Source organism: Massilia sp. BSC265 (genome assembly GCF_000740675.1).
Lineage (GTDB): Bacteria > Pseudomonadota > Gammaproteobacteria > Burkholderiales > Burkholderiaceae_D > Telluria.
Genome location: NZ_JPXI01000029.1, coordinates 397258 through 422297 on the forward strand (window position 1 = coordinate 397258; position 25040 = coordinate 422297).

General features: G+C 66.9%; 19 protein-coding genes. 7 read left to right on the plus strand and 12 right to left on the minus strand.

The annotated features are described in order from the left end of the window. The first annotated feature begins 19 nt into the window (after positions 1-19). Positions 20-1036, plus strand: a complete 1017-nt coding sequence (dctP, locus tag MA09_RS08945) for a TRAP transporter substrate-binding protein DctP (RefSeq protein WP_051933302.1) — start codon at positions 20-22, stop codon at positions 1034-1036. A gap of 56 nt (positions 1037-1092) precedes the next feature. Here dctP and moaD read toward each other — a convergent pair whose 3' ends face one another. The 6 genes from moaD to MA09_RS08975 form a co-directional block, all read right to left on the minus strand. Then, positions 1093-1350 (minus strand): molybdopterin converting factor subunit 1, encoded by a 258-nt coding sequence (gene moaD / locus MA09_RS08950; RefSeq protein WP_036247508.1) that lies wholly within the window; start codon positions 1348-1350, stop codon positions 1093-1095. A gap of 7 nt (positions 1351-1357) precedes the next feature. Beyond that, positions 1358-2578 carry a gephyrin-like molybdotransferase Glp gene (gene glp, locus MA09_RS08955; RefSeq protein ID WP_036247024.1) on the minus strand — a complete coding sequence of 407 codons (1221 nt, stop codon included), beginning with the start codon at positions 2576-2578 and terminating at the stop codon, positions 1358-1360. Between the two features lies 1 nt (position 2579). Then, complete coding sequence (gene thrC / locus MA09_RS08960) at positions 2580-4055, minus strand: threonine synthase (protein WP_036247026.1); 1476 nt, start codon at positions 4053-4055, stop codon at positions 2580-2582. Between the two features lie 148 nt (positions 4056-4203). Beyond that, positions 4204-5592 carry an L-serine ammonia-lyase gene (locus tag MA09_RS08965; protein WP_036247028.1) on the minus strand — a complete coding sequence of 463 codons (1389 nt, stop codon included), beginning with the start codon at positions 5590-5592 and terminating at the stop codon, positions 4204-4206. 57 nt (positions 5593-5649) lie between these two features. Next, positions 5650-6606, minus strand: coding sequence for an NAD-dependent epimerase/dehydratase family protein (locus MA09_RS08970; protein WP_036247030.1), 957 nt, complete (start codon positions 6604-6606; stop codon positions 5650-5652). A 56-nt stretch (positions 6607-6662) separates the two neighbouring features. Beyond that, positions 6663-7871 carry a glycine C-acetyltransferase gene (locus tag MA09_RS08975; protein WP_036247032.1) on the minus strand — a complete coding sequence of 403 codons (1209 nt, stop codon included), beginning with the start codon at positions 7869-7871 and terminating at the stop codon, positions 6663-6665. A 226-nt stretch (positions 7872-8097) separates the two neighbouring features. Here MA09_RS08975 and MA09_RS08980 point away from each other — a divergent pair, with 226 nt between their 5' ends. Further along, positions 8098-8673, plus strand: coding sequence for a helix-turn-helix domain-containing protein (locus tag MA09_RS08980; RefSeq protein ID WP_036247034.1), 576 nt, complete (start codon positions 8098-8100; stop codon positions 8671-8673). A 191-nt stretch (positions 8674-8864) separates the two neighbouring features. Here MA09_RS08980 and MA09_RS08985 read toward each other — a convergent pair whose 3' ends face one another. The 4 genes from MA09_RS08985 to MA09_RS09000 form a co-directional block, all read right to left on the minus strand. Then, positions 8865-11039, minus strand: coding sequence for a prolyl oligopeptidase family protein (locus MA09_RS08985; RefSeq protein WP_081897505.1), 2175 nt, complete (start codon positions 11037-11039; stop codon positions 8865-8867). 154 nt (positions 11040-11193) lie between these two features. Further along, complete coding sequence (locus MA09_RS08990; RefSeq protein ID WP_081897525.1) at positions 11194-12630, minus strand: tetratricopeptide repeat protein; 1437 nt, start codon at positions 12628-12630, stop codon at positions 11194-11196. A 188-nt stretch (positions 12631-12818) separates the two neighbouring features. Further along, a complete protein-coding gene (locus tag MA09_RS08995; RefSeq protein ID WP_200883047.1) occupies positions 12819-13466 on the minus strand; it encodes a PolC-type DNA polymerase III in 648 nt (215 codons plus the stop codon). 24 nt (positions 13467-13490) lie between these two features. Continuing rightward, a complete protein-coding gene (locus MA09_RS09000) occupies positions 13491-14756 on the minus strand; it encodes an Hsp70 family protein (RefSeq protein ID WP_036247036.1) in 1266 nt (421 codons plus the stop codon). A gap of 129 nt (positions 14757-14885) precedes the next feature. On the opposite strand from MA09_RS09000, the gene MA09_RS09005 reads away from it, so the two are divergent. The 5 genes from MA09_RS09005 (at position 14886) to MA09_RS09025 (ending at position 20618) form a co-directional block, all read left to right on the plus strand. Continuing rightward, entirely contained in the window at positions 14886-15368 is a 483-nt protein-coding gene (locus MA09_RS09005; RefSeq protein ID WP_036247517.1) for a DUF2244 domain-containing protein, read from the plus strand. Between the two features lie 139 nt (positions 15369-15507). Beyond that, positions 15508-16419, plus strand: a complete 912-nt coding sequence (locus MA09_RS09010; protein ID WP_036247037.1) for an isoaspartyl peptidase/L-asparaginase — start codon at positions 15508-15510, stop codon at positions 16417-16419. Then, positions 16416-17291: a cyanophycinase gene (locus tag MA09_RS09015; RefSeq protein ID WP_036247039.1), complete on the plus strand. Its 876-nt coding sequence runs from the start codon at positions 16416-16418 to the stop codon at positions 17289-17291. The genes MA09_RS09010 and MA09_RS09015 overlap by 4 nt, the downstream gene beginning before the upstream one ends. Beyond that, positions 17288-19900: a cyanophycin synthetase gene (cphA, locus tag MA09_RS09020; RefSeq protein ID WP_036247042.1), complete on the plus strand. Its 2613-nt coding sequence runs from the start codon at positions 17288-17290 to the stop codon at positions 19898-19900. The genes MA09_RS09015 and cphA (MA09_RS09020) overlap by 4 nt, the downstream gene beginning before the upstream one ends. A gap of 214 nt (positions 19901-20114) precedes the next feature. Next, complete coding sequence (locus MA09_RS09025) at positions 20115-20618, plus strand: outer membrane beta-barrel protein (RefSeq protein ID WP_036247044.1); 504 nt, start codon at positions 20115-20117, stop codon at positions 20616-20618. A 205-nt stretch (positions 20619-20823) separates the two neighbouring features. On the opposite strand, the gene cphA (MA09_RS09030) is transcribed toward MA09_RS09025, so the two are convergent. Together cphA (MA09_RS09030) and MA09_RS09035 are read right to left on the minus strand one after the other, a co-directional pair. Continuing rightward, complete coding sequence (cphA, locus tag MA09_RS09030) at positions 20824-23454, minus strand: cyanophycin synthetase (protein ID WP_036247045.1); 2631 nt, start codon at positions 23452-23454, stop codon at positions 20824-20826. Between the two features lie 68 nt (positions 23455-23522). Next, complete coding sequence (locus MA09_RS09035) at positions 23523-24986, minus strand: iron-containing redox enzyme family protein (RefSeq protein ID WP_152594603.1); 1464 nt, start codon at positions 24984-24986, stop codon at positions 23523-23525. Positions 24987-25040: the final 54 nt, after the last annotated feature.

Consider the following 25040-nt stretch of genomic DNA (forward strand, 5'->3'; position numbering starts at 1 on the left):
GGTAATGACAAGGGCAGCAATGACCCGTAGAACGATGCTGGGCGCAATCGCGTCCAGTCCATTCTGGATGCAGTCCGCATGGGCGCAGCCAAACAACCTGAAAATCTCGCACCAGTTCCCGCGCGCCAGTCTTGCCGAAGGCGATTTCCGTGACCGCCTGTGCCGCATGTTCGCGGCCAGCGTCGAACGGCGCACCCGCGGCGGCCTGAAGTTCTCGATCCATCCGGCCGCCAGCCTGATGGCCCCCAACGCCCAGATCGGCGCGCTGCGCAGCGGCGGCCTGGACATGGCCCTGGTGCCGCTGTCCTACGCCGGCGCCGAGGCGCCCGAGGCCAACATCGGCCTGATGCCAGGCCTGGTCACCTCGTACCAGCAGGGCTATGCGTGGAAGAATGCGCCGGTCGGCCGCGAGCTGACCCGCATCCTGAACGAACAGGGCCTGGTGGTGGTCAGCTGGATCTGGCAGGCCGGCGGCGTCGCTTCGCGCGGCAAGCCGATCGTGCATCCGGAAGACGTGGCCGGCCTCAAGGTGCGCGGCGGCTCGCCCGAAATGGACCGCCTGCTGCTCGATGCCGGCGCCACGGTGGCCAGCATGCCGTCCACCGACATCGCGGCCGCGATGCGTGACGGCAGGCTCGATGCGGCATTGACCTCGTCGACCTCGCTGATCTCGTTCCGCCTGCAGGGATCGACGCGCGCCCTGACCACGGCACGCGGCGGCGCCTACTGGTTCATGTTCGAGCCGCTGATGATGTCGCGCACCGTGTTCGACCGCCTCACCAAGGAGCAGCAGGCCGCGGTAATGGCCGTGGGCGCCGAACTGGAAGGTTTCGCGCTCAAGGCCGCGCGCGCCGACGATGCGGCGGTGGCCTCGGTGTATGCGAAGAGCGGCGCCCAGATCGTCGACCTGAATGCGGAAACGCTGCGCAAGTGGCAGGCGGTGGCGCGCACCAATGCATGGCGCGAGTATGCCGAGCGCAGTGCCAACTGCGCCAGGCTGATGGAACTGGCGGAGCAGTCGATCGCGATGATCTAGTCGCTGTTCGTAGGGGTGATCTGGTCCAGTGGACCAGATCACGCTAGCCGACCAGCCTACCCGCCCGTCACGGGCGGGAAGAACGCCACTTCGGCACCGTCCAGCACGGGCGTGTCCGGACCGCACATCACCTGCTGGTGCGCCATGCGCACCGCACGGTCATGGCCCAGTGCCTCGGCCCATGATCCGCCACGCGCGGCGAGCAGCTCGCGTACCCCGCCGACCGTCGCCACGCCCTCCGGCAGTTCCAGGCTCTCCTGGCTGGCGCCCAGCTTCTCGCGTACCGACGCAAAATACTTCAATGTGATTTTCATGTGCATTCTAATGCTGCAGTTCGGCGAACGGGATGAAGCGCACCAGGTCGCCCTCGGCAATCGTCTGGCCCGGCGGATTGTCCACCAGCCCGTCGCCCCAGACGGTCGAGGTCAGCACGCCCGAGCCCTGGTTGGGGAACAGGTCGAGCCCACCGGCCGCGTTCACGCGTACGCGCAGGAATTCGTTGCGGCGGTCGCCCTTCGCCAGCGTGAAGTCGGCGCGCATGGTGTAGCCGCGCGGCTCCACCGGTCCACTCACGCCCTGCAGGCGCAGCAGGAAGGGCCGCACGAACAGCAGGAAGGTGATGAAGCTCGACACCGGGTTGCCCGGCAGGCCAATGAAGAAGCAAGCGCCTTCTTCTCTTCGCACCTCGCCGAATGCCAGCGGCTTTCCGGGCTTGACGGCGATCTGCCACATGTCCAGGCGCCCTTCCGCTTCGACCGCCGGCTTGATATGGTCTTCTTCGCCCACCGACACGCCGCCCGAAGTGATGATCAGGTCGTGTGCTTGCGCTGCCTTGCGGAGCGTTTCGCGGGTTGCTTCCAGCGAATCCGGCACGATGCCGTAGTCGGTGAATTCGCAGCCGAAGTTCTCGAGCAGGCCGCGCAACGTGAAGCGGTTCGAATTGTAGATGGCGCCGGGCGCCAGCGGCTCGCCCGGCATGGCCAGTTCGTCGCCGGTGAAGAAGACCGCGACGCGCACCCGGCGCGCTACCTTCAGGCTGGCCAGGCCCACCGACGCGGCCAGTCCCAGTTCCTGGCTGCGCAGGCGGGTGCCGGCCGGCAGGATGACCGAGCCAGCAGAGACATCCTCGCCGATACGGCGAATCCATTCCCCGGCGCGCGGCGCATGGCGCACCGTGACGCTATCGCCGATCGCCTCGCACTGCTCCTGCATCACGACGGCATCGGCCCCGGGTGGGATCAGGGCGCCGGTGAAGATGCGGGCAGCCGTGCCCGCCTCGAGCGGCTCGCCGACGCTGCCGGCGGGGATGCGCTGGGTCACGCGCAGGGTGGCGCTGCCGCTTTCGCAGTCTGCCGCGCGCACAGCATAGCCATCCATCTGGGTGTTGTCGGCCGAAGGCACATCGATGGTCGCGTGCAGGTCTTCGGCCAGCACCCGGCCGTTGGACTCGAGGGTCGGCACGGTCTCGCTGCCGAGCACCGGCCGCACCGCATCGAGCAGCTGGCCGAGGGCCTCGCGCACGGACAGCATGGGCGGCTTCATCTCACAGCCCCGTATGCTGAGCGATGTAGGACTTCATGGCATCCACGCTTGGCTGCATGACGACGAAGCGCTGCGGGAGCGATTCGATGTCCTCGAAGCCGGCCGGGCGCTCGGCATCCTGGCCCAGGGCTTCCAGGATGGTCTCGTTGAATTTCGCCGCCAGCGCGGTTTCCAGCACGATCATCGGCACGCCCGGCTGCATGTGCTCGCGGGCGACCTTGATGCCGTCGGCGGTGTGGGTGTCGATCGTGATGCCGTAGTCGTCGGCCACGTCGCGGATGGTCGCAAGCCGGTCGGCGTGGGTCGACTTGCCCGACGCGAAACCGTACTGGCCGACCAGTTTCCATTCGTCGCCATCGCTGCCCGGAGCACCCGACAGGTCGAAGCCGCCATGGGTGTCGACCTTGCGGAACAGCGCATGGGTGCGCTCCGCATCGCGGCCCACCAGTTCGTAGACGAAGCGCTCGAAGTTCGAGGCTTTCGAAATGTCCATCGAGGGGCTGCTGGTGTGGTAGGTCTCGGCAGGTTTACGCACGCGGTACACGCCGGTGCGGAAGAATTCGTCGAGCACGTCGTTCTCGTTGGTGGCGGCCACCAGCTTGTCGATCGGCAGGCCCATCATGCGCGCGATGTGGCCGGCGCAGATATTGCCGAAGTTCCCCGACGGGACGGTGAAGGACACCTTCTGGTCGTTACTGGTGGTAGCAAGCAGGTAACCGCGGAAGTAGTACACCACCTGGGCCACGACGCGCGCCCAGTTGATCGAGTTGACGGTGCCGATCTTGTGGCGCGCCTTGAAGGACAGGTCGTTGGAGACGGCCTTGACCATGTCCTGGCAGTCGTCGAACACGCCTTCGACGGCGATGTTGAAGATGTTCGGGTCCTGCAGGCTGAACATCTGGGCGGTCTGGAAGGCGCTCATCTTCTTGTGGGGGGACAGCATGAACACGCGCACGCCGCGCTTGCCGCGCATCGCGTATTCGGCGGCGCTGCCGGTGTCGCCCGAGGTGGCGCCGAAGATGTTCAGTTCATCGTTGTTCCTGGCCAGCGCATACTCGAACAGGTTGCCGAGCAGTTGCATCGCCATGTCCTTGAAGGCCAGGGTCGGGCCGTTCGACAGGGCCTGCAGGACCAGCTTGCCCCCTTCGCCATCTTCGAGGACGCGCAGCGGGGTGATGTCGGCGCTCGACTCGTCGGCGCGGGCGTTGCGGTAGACCTCGGGAGTATAGGTCTTCGCGGTCAGGGCGCGCAGGTCTTCGTCCGGGATGTCGGTGGCGAACTTGCGCAGGATTTCGTAGGCGAGTTCGGCGTAGGAGAGCTTGCGCCAGGCGTTCAGCTCCTCACTGCTGACCTGCGGGTATTCGGCGGGCAGGTACAGGCCGCCGTCCGGGGCGAGGCCCGCGAGCAGGATGTCGGAAAAGCGCTGGGGATTGCGTGCTGCGGACGCGCTGGTTGCGCGGGTGGAGACGTAATGCATACGGGTAGGGATCCGGTTGGGGCCAAAGTTGAACTTTTATTATAGCGCCCGAATCGGATTGTATGCTGTGGTGCAAAAAAAGCGGGGGGCTGCGATGCGGAACCGGGATGCGGTGCCGCCGGCACCCCACCCCGGTTTGACGCTCAGGTCAGCACGCCGCGTGGTTCACCGTCACCACGTGCACGGCGAGGCCGCCGAGCGAGGTCTCCTTGTATTTCACCTGCATGTCCGCCCCCGTCTGCCGCATGGTCTCGATCACGTTGTCGAGGCTGACGAAGTGGGTGCCGTCGCCTTTCATGGCCAGCGATGCCGCGGTGATCGCCTTGATCGCGCCCATGCCGTTGCGCTCGATGCAGGGGATCTGCACCAGCCCGCCGATCGGATCGCAGGTCATGCCGAGGTGGTGCTCGATGCCGATCTCGGCCGCGTTCTCGATGCGCTCGTTGGAGCCGCCGAGTGCGGCCACCAGACCGGCCGCCGCCATCGCGCAGGCCACGCCGACCTCGCCCTGGCAGCCGACCTCCGCGCCCGAAATCGACGCGTTCTTCTTGCACAGCATGCCGATGGCGGCGGAGGTGAGCAGGAAGTCGCGGATGCCCTTGGCCGGATCGCTCGGGCGGCAGTCTTCGGCGTAGTAGCGCAGCACTGCCGGGATGATGCCGGCCGCGCCGTTGGTCGGCGCGGTGACGACACGGCCGCCTGCGGCGTTCTCTTCGTTGACGGCCATCGCGTACAGGGTCACGTGGTGCGTCGCATCATGCGGCAGTTCGTTGACGCGCTTGCCCTCCGTACAGTGCGCCTGCTTCCACAGCTTCGCGGCGCGGCGCTTGACGTTCAGGCCGCCCGGCAGCTGGCCTTCGGTGACGAGGCCGTGGGCGATGCAATCGCGCATGACCTGCCAGATGCGGTCCAGGCCCGCGTCCAGCTCGGCCTCGCTCATGCGCGCCAGTTCGTTCGCGCGCAGCATGTGGGGAATCGACAGGCCGTGCTCGCGGCCCAGGGCCAGCAGCTCGCTCATGGTGCTGAACGGGAAAGGCACCTGCAGCGCGGACGGTTCCGCCGCGCGGTGCTGGCTTTCGCCAGCCGCGGTGATGAAGCCGCCGCCAACCGAGTAGTAGATGCGCTCGACGATGCTGCCGTCCGCCAGCTTGAGCACGAACTTCATGCCGTTCGGATGCTCGGGCAGGGTCGATTGCTTGTGCCACACCAGGCCCGTGCGGTACTGGAACGGCACTTCCTTCGTGCCCAGCAGCCTCAGGACGCCATCCATCTCGGCTTCGGCCAGCGTGTCCTCGACCGACTCCGGGTCGACGCCTTGCGGCGTCTCGCCCATCAACCCCAGGATCACCGCCTTGTCGGTCGCATGGCCGACGCCGGTCAGCGCGAGCGAACCGTACAGGTGCGCCTCGACGCCGACCGCTTCCTCCAGCGAACCGCACTCCAACAGGAAGCGGCGCGCCGCCACCATCGGGCCTACCGTGTGGGAACTCGACGGTCCGACACCGATCTTGAACAGATCAAAAACACTCATGTCCATCTTTTGTCTCGACTCTTCAGTTTTTTATTATTGTGGTGATTGCAAACGCCGGTCCGCTTATGCGGTGACACCGACGTCGATGTTCTTCAGCATATCGGCGACCATCTCTTCCACGCCGATGCGCGCCTTCCACCCCCAGTCAGCGGCCGCACGGCCGTCGTCCAGGCTCTTCGGCCAGCTGTCGGCGATCTGCTGGCGGCTATCCGGCTTGTAGGCGATCTCGAACCCAGGCACGGCCCGCTTGATGGCGGCGGCCAGTTCACGCGGGTTGAAGGAGACGCCGGCCACGTTGTACGAGGAACGGATCGCGACCTTCTCGCTCGGGGCCTCCATCAGCTCGATCGTGGCGCGGATCGCGTCCGGCATGTAGATCATCGGCAGCGTGGTTTCCGGGCCCAGGAAGCACTCATAGGTCTCGCCCTTGAGCGCCGAATGGAAGATCGCGATGGCATAGTCGGTGGTGCCGCCGCCCGGAGGCGACTTGAAGCTGATGATGCCGGGGTAGCGGATGCTGCGCACGTCCACGCCGTACTTGCTGTGGTAGTACTCGCACAGGCGCTCGCCGGCCAGCTTGCTGATGCCGTAGATCGTGGTCGGGTCCATGACCGTGTACTGCGGGGTCGACTCGGCCGGCGTGTTCGGGCCGAAGGCGGCGATCGACGAAGGCCAGAACACCTTCAGCGGCTTGCCCGCCTCGCCACGTTCGCGCGCGACTTCCAGGATGTTGAGCAGGCCATCCATGTTCAGCGTCCATGCCTTCAGCGGCGCCTTTTCGCCGGTGGCCGACAGCAGCGCCGCCAGCTGGTAGACCTGCGTGACGCCTTCGCTGTCGATCAGCGCGGCCAGGCGCTCGCGGTCCAGCACGTCGAGCTGGGTGTAGCGCGCCGCGCCGTAGACGTTGGTGCCGCCGATGTCCGATGCGATCACCCTGTCCGGGCCGTGCTGTTCGGCCAGGGCGGTGACCAGTTCGCTGCCGATCTGGCCGTTCGCGCCGATGATGAGGATGCGTTCCATGTGTGTTCCGTTCTATCTTGTTATTGGTATTACTGCGCCTATTACTGCGCGCGGTTTTACCGCGCGCTCTTCAGGATGCCCAGCTCGCGGCCAGCCTGCTCGAAGGCGGCCAACACCTTGTCGAGCTGTTCGCGGGTGTGCGCCGCCGACAGCTGGACGCGCACACGCGCCTGGCCCATCGGCACCACCGGGTAGAAGAAACCCGACAGCAGCACGCCCAGCTCGAACATGCGGGCCGCGAATTTCTGTGCGACCGGCGCGTCGAACAGCATGACCGGCACCACCGGATGGGTGCCCGGCTTGATGGTGAAGCCGATGCGCTCGATCTCCTTGCGGAAGTATGCGGTGTTATCCATCAGGCGGTCGCGCAGTTCGGTCGACTTCGAGATGCGCTCCAGCACCGCTAGGGAAGCGCCGGCGATCATCGGCGCCAGGGTGTTCGAGAACAGGTAGGGGCGCGACTTCTGGCGCAGGGTTTCGATGACTTCCTTGCGGCCCGAGGTGAAGCCGCCCATCGCGCCGCCCAGGGCCTTGCCAAGGGTGCCGGTGATGATGTCGATCTTGCCGATGACGCCGCAATGTTCATGCGTCCCGCGGCCGGTCTTGCCCATGAAACCCGAGGCATGCGATTCGTCGATCATGGTCAGGGCGCCGTATTTCTCGGCCAGCTCGACGATTCTATCCAGCTGGGCGATGGTGCCGTCCATCGAGAACACGCCGTCGGTGACGATGATCTTGTGGCGCTTGCCCGCTTCGGTAGCGGCGACCAGCTGCTTTTCCAGATCAAGCATGTCGTTGTTGGCGTAGCGGTAGCGCGCGGCCTTGCACAGGCGGACGCCGTCGATGATCGAGGCGTGGTTCAGGGCGTCCGAGATGATGGCGTCGTTCTCGTCGAACAGCGGCTCGAACACGCCGCCGTTGGCGTCGAAGGCGGCGGCGTACAGGATGGTGTCCTCGGTGCCGAGGAATTCGGACAGCTTCTGCTCCAGTTCCTTGTGCACGGTCTGGGTGCCGCAGATGAAGCGCACCGAGGACAGCCCGTAGCCGTATTTTTCCAGCGCCGCGGCGGCGGCCTGGGAGGTCTGCTCGTCGCCGGACAGGCCCAGGTAGTTGTTGGCACACATATTGATGAGCGTGCGGCCGTCCTGGGACACCACCTCCGAACCCTGGCGCGAGGCGATCACGCGCTCCGGCTTGAACAGGCCGTCGCTGCGCAGCGTCTCGAGTTTCGATTGCAGGCCGCTATAGAATGCTTGGTCGCTCATGTGTCCCTACTCCCAGAAAATGTGATTAGACTGCGCCGGCTTGACCGCTGGTCGGCGGATGTTGTACCGTTGGATCCGTTCGATGTGCAAAACTGAGTTCTATATGTCGAACGAAAATTCAATATATTGAATCTTACGCCTGGCAACTGAACTTGGCAAGCCATCGCCGCAGTACAGGCGCCAGCACCGGCATCTATACAGGCTCCACACAGGCTCAAAACAGGCAATGACCAAAACTCTAACAAATAACGCCCCGCCCGAAGTTGGCGCCACGCTACAACGCCTGCGATTGGCGCGCGGCCTGACCCTTGAAGATTTGTCACGGATCGCGGGAGTGTCGAAGTCGATGCTGTCCCAGATCGAGCGCGAGAAGGCCAATCCCACCATCGCCATCACCTGGCGCCTGGCCAATGCCCTGGGCGTCGAGATCGGCGAACTGCTCTCGTCCGAGGTGCGGTCCGTGGACCTGATCCGCGTGGTGGACGCCCACGAGACCCCCACCCTGCCCGGCGCCCACGCCGGCTACTCGCTGCGCATCCTGGGACCGATGGACCTGGCGGGCAAGTACGAGTGGTATGAACTGACCCTGGCGCCGGGGGGCGAATTGAAGTCCCAGGCCCACGATCCGGGGACCAGCGAGCACCTGACCGTCATTAGCGGGTCGATCGAGCTGGAAGTGGGGACGGAGAAGAAGAAGATCAAGCATGGAGGCACGGCGCGCTACCCGGCCGATCATGACCATGTAATCAGGAATGCGGGGAAGACGGAGGCCAAGGCGCTGTTGGTAGTCGTGCAACGGTAGGATGGGCAGGTTTCCTGCCCACGCGTTCAAACCCGGGTAGTACTGCCCGTACGGCTATTCGTGCTGCGACGATCACCGCGTAGGCGTTTGTAATTCCGGACATTGCCCGAAATTATCCCGCCCACCGGACAAAAAAGGCAACGGCCGCCGGATCGCTCCGAGCGGCCGTTGTCGTTTGGTCAGCCTATGGCTTATTTGCTGCCGCCAACCGCCTGGGCAGTCGCCTCGCCCATCTTCAGCTCACGCACCAGGAAGCCCCAGCGATCGGCCACTTCCTCGATCTGCTTGGTGGTCGGCTTGCCCGCGCCGTGGCCCGCCTTGGTCTCGATGCGGATCAGGATCGGCGCCGCACCCGCCTGCGCAGCCTGGGCCGCCGCCGCGTACTTGAAGCTGTGCGCCGGCACCACGCGGTCGTCGTGGTCGGCCGTGGTCACCATGGTCGCCGGATAACAGGTGCCCGGCTTCAGGTTGTGCAGCGGCGAGTACTTGACCAGGGCCTTGAACTCTTCCGGATTCTCCGACGAGCCGTAGTCCGAGGTCCAGGCCCAGCCGATGGTGAACTTGTGGAAGCGCAGCATGTCCATTACGCCCACAGCCGGGATGGCCGCGCCGAACAGCTCCGGACGCTGGGTCATCGCCGCGCCCACCAGCAGGCCGCCGTTGGAGCCGCCGCCGATCGCCAGCTTGCTCGGCGAGGTCACCTTGTTGGCGACGAGCCATTCGGCCGCGCCGATGAAGTCGTCGAACACGTTCTGCTTCTGCAGCTTGGTGCCGGCCTGGTGCCAGGCTTCGCCGTACTCGCCGCCGCCGCGCAGGTTGGCCACCACGTAGACGCCGCCCATCTCCATCCAGGCCAGGTTGGCCGGCGAGAAGCCAGGTGTCATCGCAATGTTGAAGCCGCCGTAGCCGTACAGGTAGGTCGGGTTCTGGCCGTCCAGCTTCAGGCCCTTCTTCGAGACGATGAACATCGGGACCCTGGTGCCGTCCTTGCTGGTGAAGAACTGCTGGCGGGTCTCGTAATCAAGCGGGTTGAAGTCGACCTTCGGCTGTCTGAACACGGTGCTCTGGCCGGTCTTGAGGTTCAGGCGGTAGATCGTGGTCGGGGTGGTGAAGCCGGCGAACGAATAGAAGGTCTCGGTCTCGCCCCGCTTGCCCGACAGGCCGCCCACGGTGCCGATGCCCGGCAGCTTCACTTCGCGTACCAGCTTGCCCTTGAGGTCATGCACGCGCACGACGCTGCGTGCATCCTTCAGGTATTCGAGCACGAGCTGGTTGTTGATGATGTCGGCGCCGGCCAGGGTGTCGGCGCTTTCGGCCACGATCTCTTTCCAGTTGCTTTCCGCCGGATTGTTCACGTCGATCGCGACGATGCGCTTGCGCGGCGCCTTGCGGTCGGTGCTGAAGTAGAAGACGCTGCCGATGTTGTCGATGAAGTCGTAGCCGGCGTCGAAGTTGTCGATCAGGTCGACCACCTTCGAATCGGGCTTGGACAGGTCCTTGTAGGACACGCGGTACTTCGGCGCCGTACCCTTGGTCGTCGTGATGATCAGGTAGCGGCCGTCATCGGTGGTGCTGCCGCCGAAGCCCCATTCCTTCTGGTCCGGGCGGTCGTAGACCAGGGTGTCGGCGCTTTGCGGCGTACCGATGCGGTGGAAGTAGAGCTTCTGGAAGTAGTTCACGTCGGCCAGCTTGGTCGCTTCCTTCGGCTCGTCGTAGCGGCTGTAGAAGAAGCCCTTGCCGTCCTTGGTCCAGGCGGTGCTGGAGAACTTGACCCACTTGACATGGTCGTCGAGGTCCTTGCCGGTCTCGATGTCGCGTACGCGGATCTCGTTCCAGTCCGAGCCCGAGGCCGCGGTGCTGTAGGCCAGCAGCTTGCCGTCCGGGCTGACGGCGGCGCCGGCCAGGGCGACGGTGCCGTCGCTGGACATGGTGTTGGGGTCGAGCAGCACGCGGGGGCTGTCCGTCAGGCTTTTCTGGGTGTACAGGACAGACTGGTTCTGCAGGCCGTCGTTGCGCGAATAGAAGTAGCGGCCGCCCTCCTTGCCCGGCACGCTGTAGCGCTCGTAGTTCCACAACTTCGTCAGGCGCTCGCGGATCGCCGCGCGCTGCGGGATCTGCGCCAGGTAGGCCTGGGTCACCTTGTTCTGGGCGGTCACCCATTCCTTGGTTTCAAGGCTGTTCGCGTCCTCGAGCCAGCGGTAGGGATCGGCCACCGTGGTGCCGTGGTAGTTGTCGGTATGGTCGACCTTCTTGGAAACCGGGTAGGTCAGCGAAGGGCCATTTGCCGGGCAGCTTTGTGCCAGCGCCGTATTGGCGCCGAAGGCCGCGGCCAGCAGGGCGACGAGCGTTGCGTGTCTCAGGGTCATGTCGTTCTCATGTTCGCGTTATTCATGGGGGTCGGCTTGCGCCGACGGCCATCATAACGCGAATTGCCGGGCTCGGATATGCGACCGACGGGGCCGGAACGACATGCCGCGGACCGCTCGTCGGTGACTCAGCACCGCCGGCAGCCTACCGCGCCTATTGGCGCGGCAAGCCCTGGCTGGGCGAGCCCTGGCGAACGCTACCCTGGCGCGTGGAAGCCATGCCGCGCTGCTGGCGGCGCGCAGCCCGGACGCGGGAGGCCAGCGCACGCGCCCAGGTTCCACCGGTGCCGGCCAAGCGGCCCGCGACACTGCCGCGCGAGCGGCGGTTTTCCTGGCCCGCGCCGGCGGCCAGCAGCATCCACATATAGGCCCGCAGGGGGTCGCGCTCCACGCCGCGCCCGCTGTTGACCATGCCGCCCAGGTTGTACTGGGCCAGCGCATGGCCCTGCTCCGCGGCCTGCCGGTACCAATAGGTGGCGAGGGTGTCGTCGTGCGGCACGCCCTGGCCGTTGGCGTACAGGACGCCGAGGTTGTTCTGGGCGCTGGCGTCGCCCTGCTGGGCCGCACGCCGGTACCATTCGGCGGCGCGCGCTTCGTCGCGCGGCACGCCGTCGCCCTTGGCATACATGACCCCGAGGCTGAACTGGGCATTCGCCGCGCCCTGCTCGGCGGCGCGCAGGTAGTACTCGAGCGCGCGGCCCGCATCCCGGCAGCTGCCGCGCCCGGCGGCATACATGACGCCGGCACAGTACTGCGCCTGCACGTGCCCGCGCGCGGCCGCCCGGAGGAAGCATTCCAGCGCCCGCTCGTCGCCGCCGGAGCCGTGGCCGGCCGCCAGCAGCGTACCGAGCCCATAGTGGGCCTCGGCGTCGTCCTGGGCGGCGGCCCGTTCGAGCCAGGCGATGGCACGGGCAGGGTCTCTCGGCACGCCATGCCCGTGGGCGTAGGCCAGGCCGAGGAAACGTTGCGCCATCGTGATGCCCTGCGCCGCCGCCTCGCGGAACCAGCACACGGCCTGGGCGTCGTCGGCCTCGACGCCGTCGCCGCGGCGGTACATCAGCGCGAGGTTGAGCTGGGCCTGCCCGTGCCCCTGGCGCGCGGCCTTGCGGAACCAGGCCATCGCCAGCGGATGACTGACCGGGGCCCCCAGTCCCTGCAGGTAGCATTCGCCCAGCAGGTTCTGGGCACTGGCGAGGCCCTGCTCGGCGGCGCGGTAGAACCAGCCGAAGGCGACCTCGTGCGACTGCTGGACGCCGCGCCCCTTGCGGTAGAGCTGCCCGAGGTTCTGCTGGGCTGCCGGATCGCCCTGCGCGGCGGCGCGGCCGAACCAGAGCGCGGCCAGTTCGTCGCTGCGCGCCGCGCCGCGGCCGTTGCAGTACATGGCGCCCAGGTGGTTCTGCGCGGTGGCCAGGCCCTGGCGGGCGGCGCGCTGCATCCATTCGAGCGCGCGCACGTCGTCGCGCTCGACGGCCTCGCCGTGCTTGTAGAGCAGGCCGAGGTTGAACTGTGCGTAGGGATCGCCGCGTTCGGCGGCGGGCAGGAACCACTGGAAGACTTCGTGTCCCTCGCGGGCGGCGTTCTGACGGTTCATCACTACCCCCTTGCGGCCCTCGGCGCCGTTCAACATCGGCGGGATGGAGAAGCCCCCGCCGTTGTTAAAATTTTAAGGATAGCGTCGCGCGCGTGGTTTGCGTCCGCACAATCGTCGGGACGTCACATGCGTGCAAGGATGTGGTATTAGGACAGCGCCTGTCGCGCGTGCGCTGTTGCGCCGCTGCTTCAAGCGGCGCCGCGCTCGCGCTCGAGGCTGGCGTATTTCTCGAGGAAGACCGGCACCTTGGCAGCGGCCAGCTTGTTCACCGAAACCAGCAGGTCCGGCGCCACCTGCGCCAGTCCGTGCGCCGTGCCGAGGTGGCGCGCCGCGTGCAGCAGCACGTGGGCCGCCACTTCGGCGTCGGCCTCGGCCCGGTGGGCCGCGCCCTTGAACGCGATGCCGAGGCGGTTCGAGAGGTTCCCGAGCTTGTAGCTGGGCAGTCCGGGGAACAGGCGGCGCGCCAGCTTGAGCGAACACACCAGGCCGCAGTGCCCGGTCGGGCGGCCGATGCGCCAGCCTTCGGCCTTCAGGAACTTCTCGTCGAAACTGGCGTTATGGGCCGACAGCGTGTCGCCGCCGATGAAGTCGAGCAGCTCGGCCACCACCCTCTGGTTCGGCGGTGCACTGTCCACCATTTCCTGGGTGATCCCGGTGAGCTGGGTGATGAACGAAGGGATGCGCACGCCGCAGTTCACCAGCGAGACATAGCGCTCGCGGATCTCGCCACCGACGATGCGCAGCGCCGCCACTTCGGTGATGCGGTCGCCCATCTCGGGCGACAGGCCGGTGGTCTCGAAGTCGAGCATCACGATCGGGCGTTCAAACACACTCATCTTGCGTCCTCAGTATCTATCAGCTTATCCGAACTTGCGCAGCGCATCGAGCGCGAGGCCCGCGCCGATGCTGCCGAACAGGTCGCCCTCGACCTTGCGCGCACCCGGCACCAGCGCAGCGATCCGTTCGCGCAGCAGCGACACGCCGCTCGAGCCACCGGTAAAGAAGACCGTGTCCACCGCACCCGCTTCCACGCCGGCCTCCGAGAACAGGCGCAGCACCGTGGCGCCGACGCTGTCGACCAGCTGGCCGATGGCGGCCTCGAAGCCCTCGCGGGTGACGCTCAGGGTTTCCGCTGGCGCCAGGCGATCGAGGGCCAGTGTGAATACCGGGCTGCCGGACAGCCCGATCTTGGCCGCCTCGACCTGGATCGCCAGCCAGTGGCCGGCGCGCTCGTCGATCAGCTTCTGCAGGCGCACCAGCTTGGCCGGCTCGGCGGCGTCGCGCACCAGGTCGGCCAGCTGGGCGACGCTCTTGCGCGTATACGCCTGGTTGATGGTGTGCCAGGTCGCCAGGTTGAAATAGTAGCTGGACGGGATGGCGGCGCCGGACAGCAGGCTGCTGCCGTAGCCGAGCAGCGGCATCACGCTTGCCAGGCTCAGGTACTTGTCGAAGTCGGTCCCGCCGATGTGCACGCCGCCGTTGGCGAGGATGTCGTCGCGCCGCTCGATGCGTCCGGCACGCTGGGGACCGAGGCGCACCAGCGAGAAATCGGAAGTTCCGCCGCCGATGTCGGCGATCAGGACCAGTTCCTCGCGGTCGATCTGGGATTCGTAGTCGAAGGCGGCGGCGATCGGCTCGTATTGGAACGAGATCTCGCGGAAGCCCACGGAGCGCGCCACCTCCTCCAGGGTGTCCTGGGCGCGCCGGTCGGCTTCCACGTCGTCGTCGATGAAGAACACCGGGCGGCCGAACACGGCACTGTCGAATGGACGGCCGGCCTGGCGTTCGGCGCGGCGCTTGACCTCGCCGATGAACTGCCCCAGCAGGGCCTTGAACGGCAGCGCACGCCCCGCGACTTCGGTCTGGCCGTCGATCAGGCTGGTGCCTAGCAGGCTCTTCAGGGAGCGCATCAGGCGGCCCTCGTAGCCTTCCAGGTACTCGGCCAGCGCGGCGCGGCCATACGTCACCTGTTCGTCGTCGGCGTTGAAGAACACGACCGAGGGCAGGGTCGTCTTGCCGTCTTCCAGCGCCAGCAGGCTGCCGCCGCCTGGCTGGAAGCTGGCGCCGGGGAGCCAGCCGACGGTGGAATTGGAGGTGCCGAAATCAAGGCCGCATGCGAGCGCCATAGGAAACTTATCAATGGAGGGGGCGGTATGGTAACAGATATGCGACGGTTTTCCCCGTCCGGGCGATGCCTTTTTCCTGGCTGTGGCAAACTCGTACACACCGGTATGTACAACACGACAGCGACGACCATGGACCGTGCACCGGCCGAATGGCTGATGAAGCGTAACTGCTCGATGACGCCGCGCCAGGCGCTGCTGGTCTACGCACTGCTGTGCGCGGCCACGCTCGGCATCGCGCTGGTCTTTACCTGGCGCGGCGCCTGGATGGTGCTTGCCTTCGCGCTGCTCGAGACCGGGGCGGTGGGCGCCGCCCTCCTGCACTACTGCCGCCATGCGCTCGACCACGAGCGCATCCGCCTGGAGCGCGGATGCCTGCTGGTCGAACAGGCGGACGGCGCCAGGCTCTCGACGGTCCAGCTCGACCCCAGCCACGCCCGCGTCAGCCTGCCGGACGCCGGCATGCGCACCCTGGTCGTGATCGAAGCGCGCGGGGTGCGTGTCGAGATTGGGCGTTATCTGACACCCTCCGCGCGCCTGGAACTCGTCCACGCCCTGCGCGCGGCACTGGGCGGGGCGTCCCTCCTGTACGCCGCTCCCGGGCGTTCCCGCTAATTTTCTGTAAGTTACTTCTTACACAAGCACGGCAACTGTACCGATTTGGTGCACGCACGCCCGTGCGGATAATGCTGGAATTAACCGCGTGACAACAACGCGCATCTTGCAACGCACAATACCAAGGACCACGAACCCCATGAGCAATCCCCAACAGGCTGGCGCGGTCGTCGTGCACGGCGGCGCAGGCGCACCGAAGGAAAACGAAGACGGGTGCGTATTGGCCGCGCGCCGCGCGCTGGCGCAACTGGAAGCCAACGGCGACGCCCTCGATGCCGCCATCCTCGCCGTCACCACGCTCGAGGACGACGGCCGCTTCAACGCCGGCAGCGGTTCTTCGCTCGGCCTCGATGGCGAAACCATCGAGATGGATGCCGCGATCATGGACACCCGCGGGCGCCTCGGTACGGTCGCCTGCGTGCGCGACGTGAAGAACCCGGTCAAGCTGGCGCGCGCCATCGCGGACACGCCGCACGTGATGCTGGCCGGCGAAGGCGCGCAGCGCTTCGCACGCTCGGTCGGCATCCCGGGCGGCGCGCCGATTTCCGAGCACCAGCGTGCCCAGCATCGTGAGCTGATGAAAGAACTGGCCGGCTCGGTCCCGGCAATGCCCGGCGTCGACAACCGCATGTTCGAGCGCCTCTGGAACTACAAGACACCGCTGCAGCTGCCCAAGTCGCGTGCCTGCGACACGGTCGGCGCCGTGGTGCGCGACCCAAGCGGTCACTTCGCGGTGGCCGTCTCCACCGGCGGCTCGGCACCGAGCCTGCTGGGCCGGGTGGGCGACAGTCCGATCATCGGCAGCGGCTTCTATGCCGGTTCGCTCGGCGCCATCGCCGCAACCGGCGTCGGCGAACACATCATTCGCCATCTGCTGGCGCGCACCGTCTACGGCTGGATCGAACACGGGATGGCGCTCGACGAAGCACTCAAGCGCGGCGTCGACCTGTTCGACAAGAACGTGGAAGTAGGACTGATCGGCGTCACCCGCACCGAGGCCGCATCTTATGACAACCAGGGCATGCCCTATTCCAAAATGACCCAACGATGAGCGAACACCAATACAGAAACGGCCACCTCGTCATCATCGGCGGCGGCGAGGACCGCAAGCACGACATGGAAATCCTGAAGCGTTTCGTCGAGCTTGCCGGCGGCACGGAGGCGAACATTGTCGTGATCACCGCGGCCAGCACCATCGCGGACGAGATGTGGAGCATCTACGACGAGGCTTTCGGCACGCTCGGCGTGACGCGGCGCAGTCACCTGATGATCGAGAGCCGCCAGGACGCCAACAGCGAGGCGTTCGTGCGCCAGGTCGACGACGCCACCGGCATCTTCATGACAGGCGGCGACCAGAAGCGCCTGCTGGCCCTGATCGGCGGCAGCGCCCTCGACGCCGCGATGCATGTCGCGCTGAAGGTGCGCGGCGTGACCATCGGCGGCACCAGCGCTGGCGCCTCCGCCATGTCCGGCCACATGCTGGCCACCGGCCGCGTCGAGCTGCACCCGGAAAAAGGATCGGTCAGCCTGGGCGCCGGCCTCGGCTTCCTGCACCGCGTGGTGGTGGACCAGCATTTCTCGGAGCGGCAGCGACTCTCGCGCCTGCTCAGCGTCGTCGCGCAGAACCCCTATTTGCAAGGTATCGGCATCGACGAGGACACCGCCCTGGTGGTCGATATCGGCGTCGGCATCGAGGTGCTCGGCCAGGGCGCCGTGACCATCGTCGACGGACGCACCATGATCACCAACGTTGCCGACATCAAGGACCGCGACACGCCGGAACTGATCGACGTGCGCCTGCACCTGCTACCGGCCGGCAGCAGCTACCAGCTGCCCACGGGCGCAACCGAGCCCGGCAAGGGCCTGCCGCCGCCGCTGCTCGATTTTTTGGAAAATGTAACGAAACGGAACCCGCTTTCATGAAGATCAAGGAAAAACGCCTGCTGCGTGGCCCGAATCTGTACGCCGCCAGCCCCTGCCTGATGGCAGTCATCGACGATGGTATCACCAACGAATCTGGCAAATACGCGGGTTTCGCGGCGCGCCTGTTCGACCTGCTGCCCGCCCTGCCGCCCGACGCCGCCGTGCGCCTGGCGGACGACGCCCTGCTGGTCGAGGCGATCGAGCCGGTGGTCATGGAACTGCAGCGCCTGGCCGGCGCACCCGGCAGCTTCGGCGCCACCCTGGCCGTGGCCGGCGCCCCGCGTACCCGCCGCGTCGTCTGCGGCTACGGCACCGAGCAGGTGGCCGAGGCCGCCCTGCGGGTGGCGGTCGATCTGGTCCAGGCGGCAGCGCACGACCGCCCCTACGACTTGGGCAAGGCCGTGCAAGAGCTGCACGAGATTGCCGAGGATTATGCGATCGGCACCAGCACCAATGCCGTGGTGCAGGCGGCCCTGCGGCGCGGCATCCCGGCCCTGCGCCTGACCGACGAGGCCAACCTGTTCCAGCTCGGCTGGGGCAGCCGCCAAAAACGGCTTCAAGCAACGATCACCGGCGCCACCAATTCGATCGCCGTCGGCATCGCCAGCGACAAGCAGCTGACCAAGGCGCTGCTGGAGGTGGCCGGCGTCCCGGTCCCAGCGGGCAGCGTCGTCTCCACCGAGCAGGAAGCGCTGCGCGCCGCCCGCCGCCTGTCCGGCCCGGCCACCGTCAAGCCGCTCGACGGCAACCAGGGCAAGGGCGTGACCACCAACTGCGGCACGCCGGAAGAAGTGGCCCGCGCCTTCGCCCACGCCCGCAAGTATGGCCGGAGAATCATTGTCGAGGAACACCTGCAGGGCCGCGACTACCGCGTGCTGGTCACCGGCCGCAAGGTGGCCGCCGCTTCGTGGCGCCGTCCGCCCTGCGTGGTGGGCGACGGCCAGGCGACGGTCCGCGAACTGGTCGAGATAGAGAACCGCAACCCGGCGCGCGGCGAAGGCCACACCAACATCCTCACCAAGATCCCGATGGATGCCTTGGCCGAGGAAACCCTGGCCAAGCAGGGCTACACCTTCGACACCGTGCTCGCCAGCGGCGTGACGGCCGACCTGCGCGGCAACGCCAACCTGTCCACCGGCGGCACCGCCGAGGACGTGACCGACCTGCTGCCGGAAGAAACGCGCGACATCTGCATCCGTGCCTCGCGCACCATCGGCCTGGACATCGCCGGCATCGACATCGTCTGCCAGGACATCTCCAGGCCCCTGCGCGAGCAGAAGGGCGGCATCATCGAGGTCAACGCGGCGCCCGGCATCCGCATGCACCAGTACCCGAGCCGCGGTACGCCGCGCGATGCCGGCGCGGCCATCGTCGACGCGCTGTTCGGCGAATGCGACGGGCGCATCCCGACCGTGGCCATCACCGGCACCAACGGCAAGACCACGACCTCGCTCCTGATCGCCCATGCCGTGCGCCAGAGCGGCCTGCGAACCGGCGTGACGACCACCGAAGGCGTGTATGTCGACGGCGTTCTCACCACGAAGGGCGACTGTACCGGTTACCGCTCCGCGCGCAGCGTGCTCTCGAGCCCGGAGGTCGATTTCGCGGTGCTGGAGACGGCGCGCGGCGGCATCCTCAAGCGCGGCCTGGCCTACGACCGCGTCGACGTATCGGTGGTGCTGAACGTCTCGAGCGACCACCTGGGCCTGGACGGCGTCGAGACCCTCGACGACCTGGCCAAAGTCAAGGCGGTGGTGGCCCACCGTGCCTCGCGCGCCGTCGTGCTCAATGCCGAGGACGACTACTGCGTGGCAATGGCCGACGAGCTGCGCGACGGCGTGGAAGTGATCTACTTCTCCCTGGACGCCGACAACCCGACCCTGCTGCGCCACCTGGAAAATGGCGGCCGCGCCGTCTACTTGCAGGACAACGCGCAGAACATGACCCTGGTGCTGGCCAACGGCGCCCGCCACGAGGCGCTGGTCGACGCGCGCGAGATGCCGGTTTCGCTTGGCGGCGCGGCGCGCTACAACATCGCCAACGCGCTGGCGGCGGCCGCCGCCCTTACCGCCCACGGCTTCGGTAACCTCGAGATCGCGGACGGCCTGCGCAGCTTCGTGTCCGACGCCAAGCACAACCCGATGCGCTCGAACGTGTTCGACGTCGATGGCGTCACCGTGATCGTCGATTATGCGCACAACTGCGCCGCCTACGCAGCGCTGGCCGAGAGCGCACGCGCCATGACGCCCGGCCGCCTGGTCGGCGTGGTGGCGGCGCCCGGAGACCGCCGCGACGCCGACCTGGTCGACATCGGGCGCACCTGTGCGGCCGGATTCGATGACCTGGTGGTGTTCGAGACCGAGAACCGCGGGCGCCCCGACGGCGAAACCGCCGCGCTGCTGGTGCGCGGCGCCAAGCTGGGCAAGCTGGCCGACGATTCGCTCAGCGTCGTCCTGGCCTCGCACCAGGCGATCCGACACGGGCTGTCGCTGTGCCAGCCGGGCGACGTGCTGGTGTTCGGCTGCGGCACCACGCTGTCGGAACTGACCGATGCGCTGCGTCCGGACAAGCCGGAGCTGGCGCGCAGGATCGAGGCAGAAGCGATCTGATTCCTCCCTGTCTCCGCACGAAAAGCGCCCTGCACCGGGCGCTTTTTCTTAAGCTGGTCTTAAATTGATGATCTCTTGGCCATTTATCCGTCCGACTTTTGCATTTCGTTACAAATTGCTATGTTAATGCGCTCGTTCAACTGATACCTTGCTCATCCGTAACCTGGCCCGCTGCTCACGACAGTGGACCGGATCGAATTCGGAAGGAAAAGGTATGCAGAAAGTGTTGGCTGTTCTCTTCGCAGGCATGGCATTCGCGGGCGGCGCCCAGGCTGTCGAGCCGGTGCGCGGCACGCCGCAAGCCTATGCCGGAGTCGGCGTCTCCGGCGTCGACTATGTCGGCGCAGCGACCAAGGCCAGCCCCAAGGTGTTCGGCGGTGTCCAGTTCGGCAAGCAGTTGGCGGTCGAGGGCGGCGCCGTCGACCTGAAGAACGGCTACGGCATGTACATCGCCGTCAAGCCCAGCATCCCCTTGACCGACAAGCTGAGCGCCTACGGCAAGGTCGGCGTGGCGCAGACCCGCCGTCCGGCCCTGCCTCCTCCGGCGCCCAGCGCGCTCGGCAAGAAGAGCGAAACCGGCGCCTACGGCGCCTTCGGCCTGCAGTATTCGATTACCCCGAACGCCGCCGTCACGGTCGAGTACGAGCGCCTGCCCAGGGACAAGCCGAGCGTGCTCAAGCCGAACGTCTTCACCCTGGCGCTGCAGTTCTTCTTCTGACAGCCTGAAAAAGAAGCGGCCCGCAGGCTAATGCCGGTCACTTAAGAGGCGCCGCTCATCCGTAGGGTGGGCGGGTCTCCCGCCCACGCGGTCAAATCACAGTACTGCAGCCCGTACGATTTTCGTATCTTAACTATCACCGCGTGGGCGTTTGTCATCCCGGGCATTGCCCGGCATTACCCTGCCCACCCTACAACAGCGACGATCACACCTGCGCGGCCACCAGGTCCGCACTCTCCGGGTCGTTCACCCGCAGCGCGTCCACGAACACCTGCAGCGAAGAACCGCAGGCGAATACCAGCACATCGCCCGGTTGGCACAGGCTCAGTCCGTGGCGGATCGCCTCGCCCACGTCGATCACGCGGTGCAGCGTGTCGCTCATCCCGGCCGTTTCTTCCGCGCCGCCGAGGATCAAGTCCACCGCCTCGCCCACCTCGCGCCCGCGGCTCTGCGACTCGTAGACCACCAGTTCGTCGAAGCGTTCGCCGCACACGCGCCCGACATCGCGCAGGTCTTCGTCGCGGCGGTCACCCGGCGCGGTGACGATGCCAACCAGCTGTCCCGGCAGCAAGGCGCGCGCCATCTCGGCCATCGCCTTGTAGGCAGCCGGGTTATGCGCATAGTCGACGATCACGGTCACGCCGCGGATGTCGAACATGTTGGTGCGCAGCGGATTGGTGCGGCCGTTCGACACAAAAGTCGACAGGCCGGTGGCGATCTGCAGGTTGGTGAAGCTGGCAGCCATCAGGGCCGCCGCCGCTGCCAGGCTGTTGGCGATATTGAAGCGGGCGCGGCCGCCGAAAGCGACCGGCATGCTTTCGACCCGCACCAGTTCCTGGTGCAGGTTGCCGTCGGCGACCACCACGGCATTGTCCTGCAGGTAGACGCCGCGTCCGCCGTCTTCCAGGTGCTGCAGGAAGACCGGGTTTTCCGGGTCCATCGAGAAGTACACGATCTCCGCTTCCGGCTTGGCCCGGCGCCCCATGGCCACGCACAGCGGATCCTCGGCATTGAGCACGACGGCGCGCGATGCCGAGGTAGCCACCACCGCCTTGACCTGGGCCAGGTCTTCTACCGTGTCCACACCGTCCAGGCCGAGGTGGTCGGCGGCGATGTTCAGCACCACGCCGACGTCACAGCGGTCGAAGGCCAGGCCGCGCTTGAGGATGCCGCCGCGCGCCGTTTCCAGCACCGCAACCTCGACATCGGGCGAGCCGAGCACGGTGCGCGCCGACCAGTAGCCGGTGCAATCGCCCTTGGCGACCTGCTTGCCGTCGATGAAGACGCCCTCGGTCGTGGTCACGCCGGTCACCTTTCCCGCCAGGCGCACCGTGTGCGCGATCAGGAGCGTGGTGGTGGTCTTGCCGTTGGTTCCGGTCACCGCGATCAGCGGGATGCGACCGTCCGAATCGCCCATCAGGCCCTGCACGATGGCGTCGCCCGCGTCGCGCGGTTCGCCTGCACTCGGGTACTGGTGCATGCGGATGCCGGGCGCCGCATTCACTTCGATGACGGCGCCGCGCTGGGCCTCGAGGGGCAGCGCGATGTCGCGGCAGACGATGTCGATGCCGGCCACGTCCAGGCCGATCTTGCTTGCTGCGCGCACGCACAGCAGGCGGGTCGATTCCGGCAGCAGGTCGGTCACGTCCTCGGCGGTGCCGCCGGTGGACAGGTTGGCGTTGCCGCGCAGTTCGGCGGTGACGCCGACCGGCAGCACGGAATCGACCTCGAAGCCCTGCTTGCGCAGCATGTCGGCGGCATGGTCGTCGAGCGCGATCTTGGTCAGGATGTTGGTGTGGCCGGCGCCGCGCGCCGGGTTCTGGTTCTCGCGGTCGACCAGTTCGCGCACGGTGGCGACGCCGTCGCCGACCACGTGGGCCGGGCGGCGCATCGAGGCTGCCGCCACCTGCCCGCCGGCGACCAGCACGCGGTAGTCGCGGCCTTCGACGAAGCGTTCGACGATGATCCGGCGGCCATACTGGCGCGCGAACTCGAAGGCGCGCGTCACCTGTTCGTCGTCGCGGCAGTCGACCGTGACGCCCTTGCCCTGGTTGCCGTCGAGCGGCTTGACCGTTACCGGCGCCTTCATGCGGGCCGCGGCGCGGCAGGCGTCCTCCACGGTCGAGACCACCGAGCCTTCCGGCACCGGCACGCCGGCTTCCTTGAGCAGGGTCTTGGTAAGCTGCTTGTCGCTGGCGATCTTCACTGCGATGAAGCTGGTGTCGCCGGTGGTGGTGGCCTGCAGGCGCTTCTGCTTCACGCCCCAGCCCAGCAGGAACAGGTTGGCGTCCTCGGTGATGCGCTGCGTCGGGATGCCGCGCTCGTGCGCCGCGGCCAGCACCGCCGCGGTGCTGGTGCCGATGGCGTGGCGCGCAGCAATGCCGCGCAGCTCGTCCAGGCGCGGCGCCAGGTCGAAGGCATCGCCGCGGCCGAGGGCCGTCACCAGGTCCACCGCCAGCTGGAAGGCCGGCTGGACCAGTTTCTCGGATTGATAGGCGCAGACGATGCGAAACACGCCCGGACGGCCCGACACGGGACGCGTGCGCCCGTAGCTGGCTGGCGCATCGGCCTGCGTCTGCAGGTCGAGTGTCACCTGCTCGATCACGCGGCCGAGGTAGGTGCCTTCGCGCAGGCGCTGGGCGAAGCCGCCACGCTGGCCGATCGGCAGCAGCTCGCCCTGCAGCGAAGGCAGCGCAGCGAGCAGTGCATCGTTGAAACCGGGGATGTCTTTCGACGAAATGCCGTACAGGTCCTGCAGGTCGATCACGCTCAGCAGGCAGGGAGAGTCGGCGTGGACGTTGGGTCCACGCAGGAAGCGCTGTTCCAGGATTTGCACGAGTAGATCCTTGTAATAGTTGTAAGCGTGCCGAGCGCAGGCGCGGCACGCGGAAAAGCGGTTTGCGGTCAGGCCTCGAACAGCCGCGTGTACATGCGGGTGGCCATCAGGCCGACCGCCGTGTGGTGGATCTCGGGCGACATCAGCCCCCCCAGCAGCTGCATCGCCTCCTGCTTGCCGGCGACTGCAGCCACTCGCTCCTCCAGCAGCCGGAGCTCGTTGTCGGGCGCCTCCAGGCGCGGATGGCGGCGGATCAGGCCGCGCTCCGGGAAAGCGGCGCTGCGGTCGAGCTGCTGGCCCAGGTTGTCCAGGGTGCGCTGGCGTGCGCGCCAGGTCAGGGTCCGTGGTCCCTCTGCCCGCTTGCCGTCGGGCGCCGACATGATCCAGTCGCGCAGCACCTGCTGCTCGTAAGCGTTGAAGACGCCGAACATCTCGGCCTTCTCGCCGTGCACCAGGCGCCAGAAGCGGCTGTGCTCGACCTCTTCGCCGCGCTTGATCCAGCCCGCCTTCTCGAGCGCCGCCAGGAAGTCCGGAATCTGCGAAGGCAAGGCCAGCCAGTCGTTGACCGAGCGGCCCGCGACACGGCAGTAATCCGAGTGCATGTTCTTGCCAACACCGCTCTTGGCGGCCAGGATGTCCACCAGTTCGGCCTGCAGGTCGAACTCGGCGATGCTCGAGGTGGTGCTGGTGCCGATGTCGTTCAGGCGGTAGCCGTCGAGCACGCGACGGTAGAAGGCATCGCGGTCGCCCACGCGCGGCATCAGCTTCCTCAGGGCCTGGACCGCCTTCTGCGCGTGGCCGGTGGCGGCGTTGTCGACGGTGACGTGCAGCGTGAAATAATACGGGTCGATGCCGAACTCGTTCAGCTCGTACGAGGTGATGAGCAGGTGCAGCGGCAGCTGCTCGTAGCCGAGGTTGTAGCCGATCACCTCGGGCAGGAAGTGTTCGGTGTTGTGGCCGAGCGCGAGCTGGATGGCGCCCTGCACGAAATGTTCGTCGTCGAGCCCCTCCCAGCCTTCGCAGCCGTGGGTGGCCAGCAGCTTGCGGTAGATGGTGACGTGGTTCTTGTCCGGCACGCCTTCGCCGAGTTCCTCGAGGTAGGTCTTGATCAGCTCATGGTAGGCCGGGTTGTCCCAGTGCTTGAGCAGGCCGTAGAGCCAGGCGCCGTCGACCAGCTTGGTCGGGGCCACCGCCTTGATGAAGTACAGGGCGTGGGCGCGGCAGGTGAAGTAGCGGCGCGGCGCGCCGTTCTTGCGTGCGGCGAGGTACTCGCGGTACTGGACGCCGACGGCATCCGTACGCTCCTCGACCCAGGCCGCAAGCGCGGCGAGGTTCGACGACGGATCGGACGGCAGGTCGACCGGCAGCGCCTGCACGGCGGCGATCTGGTCGGCGACATAGGCACGCGCCTCGTCCGCATGCGCGCGCGGATTCTCGTACAGCGACAAGTACAGCGACTTCGAGCGTTCCCGGGTGGCGGGAACGCCGGGTACCGCGACGTTGGTGGCGCCTTCTAAAAGCATCGAATTCATGGTCTCGGATCGTATCGGGCACCTCGAAAACCTACTGCGCGTTGCACTAACGGT

Excerpts from the sequence above, each read along its gene's own strand:
- dctP (WP_051933302.1), top strand. The coding sequence starts at position 20 with ATGACCCGTAGAACGATGCTGGGCGCAATCGCGTCCAGTCCATTCTGG.
- moaD (WP_036247508.1), bottom strand. The coding sequence starts at position 1,350 with ATGAAAATCACATTGAAGTATTTTGCGTCGGTACGCGAGAAGCTGGGC.
- glp (WP_036247024.1), bottom strand. The coding sequence starts at position 2,578 with ATGAAGCCGCCCATGCTGTCCGTGCGCGAGGCCCTCGGCCAGCTGCTC.
- thrC (WP_036247026.1), bottom strand. The coding sequence starts at position 4,055 with ATGCATTACGTCTCCACCCGCGCAACCAGCGCGTCCGCAGCACGCAAT.
- MA09_RS08965 (WP_036247028.1), bottom strand. The coding sequence starts at position 5,592 with ATGGACATGAGTGTTTTTGATCTGTTCAAGATCGGTGTCGGACCGTCG.
- MA09_RS08970 (WP_036247030.1), bottom strand. The coding sequence starts at position 6,606 with ATGGAACGCATCCTCATCATCGGCGCGAACGGCCAGATCGGCAGCGAA.
- MA09_RS08975 (WP_036247032.1), bottom strand. The coding sequence starts at position 7,871 with ATGAGCGACCAAGCATTCTATAGCGGCCTGCAATCGAAACTCGAGACG.
- MA09_RS08980 (WP_036247034.1), top strand. The coding sequence starts at position 8,098 with ATGACCAAAACTCTAACAAATAACGCCCCGCCCGAAGTTGGCGCCACG.
- MA09_RS08985 (WP_081897505.1), bottom strand. The coding sequence starts at position 11,039 with ATGACCCTGAGACACGCAACGCTCGTCGCCCTGCTGGCCGCGGCCTTC.
- MA09_RS08990 (WP_081897525.1), bottom strand. The coding sequence starts at position 12,630 with ATGAACCGTCAGAACGCCGCCCGCGAGGGACACGAAGTCTTCCAGTGG.
- MA09_RS08995 (WP_200883047.1), bottom strand. The coding sequence starts at position 13,466 with ATGAGTGTGTTTGAACGCCCGATCGTGATGCTCGACTTCGAGACCACC.
- MA09_RS09000 (WP_036247036.1), bottom strand. The coding sequence starts at position 14,756 with ATGGCGCTCGCATGCGGCCTTGATTTCGGCACCTCCAATTCCACCGTC.
- MA09_RS09005 (WP_036247517.1), top strand. The coding sequence starts at position 14,886 with ATGGACCGTGCACCGGCCGAATGGCTGATGAAGCGTAACTGCTCGATG.
- MA09_RS09010 (WP_036247037.1), top strand. The coding sequence starts at position 15,508 with ATGAGCAATCCCCAACAGGCTGGCGCGGTCGTCGTGCACGGCGGCGCA.
- MA09_RS09015 (WP_036247039.1), top strand. The coding sequence starts at position 16,416 with ATGAGCGAACACCAATACAGAAACGGCCACCTCGTCATCATCGGCGGC.
- cphA (WP_036247042.1), top strand. The coding sequence starts at position 17,288 with ATGAAGATCAAGGAAAAACGCCTGCTGCGTGGCCCGAATCTGTACGCC.
- MA09_RS09025 (WP_036247044.1), top strand. The coding sequence starts at position 20,115 with ATGCAGAAAGTGTTGGCTGTTCTCTTCGCAGGCATGGCATTCGCGGGC.
- MA09_RS09035 (WP_152594603.1), bottom strand. The coding sequence starts at position 24,986 with ATGAATTCGATGCTTTTAGAAGGCGCCACCAACGTCGCGGTACCCGGC.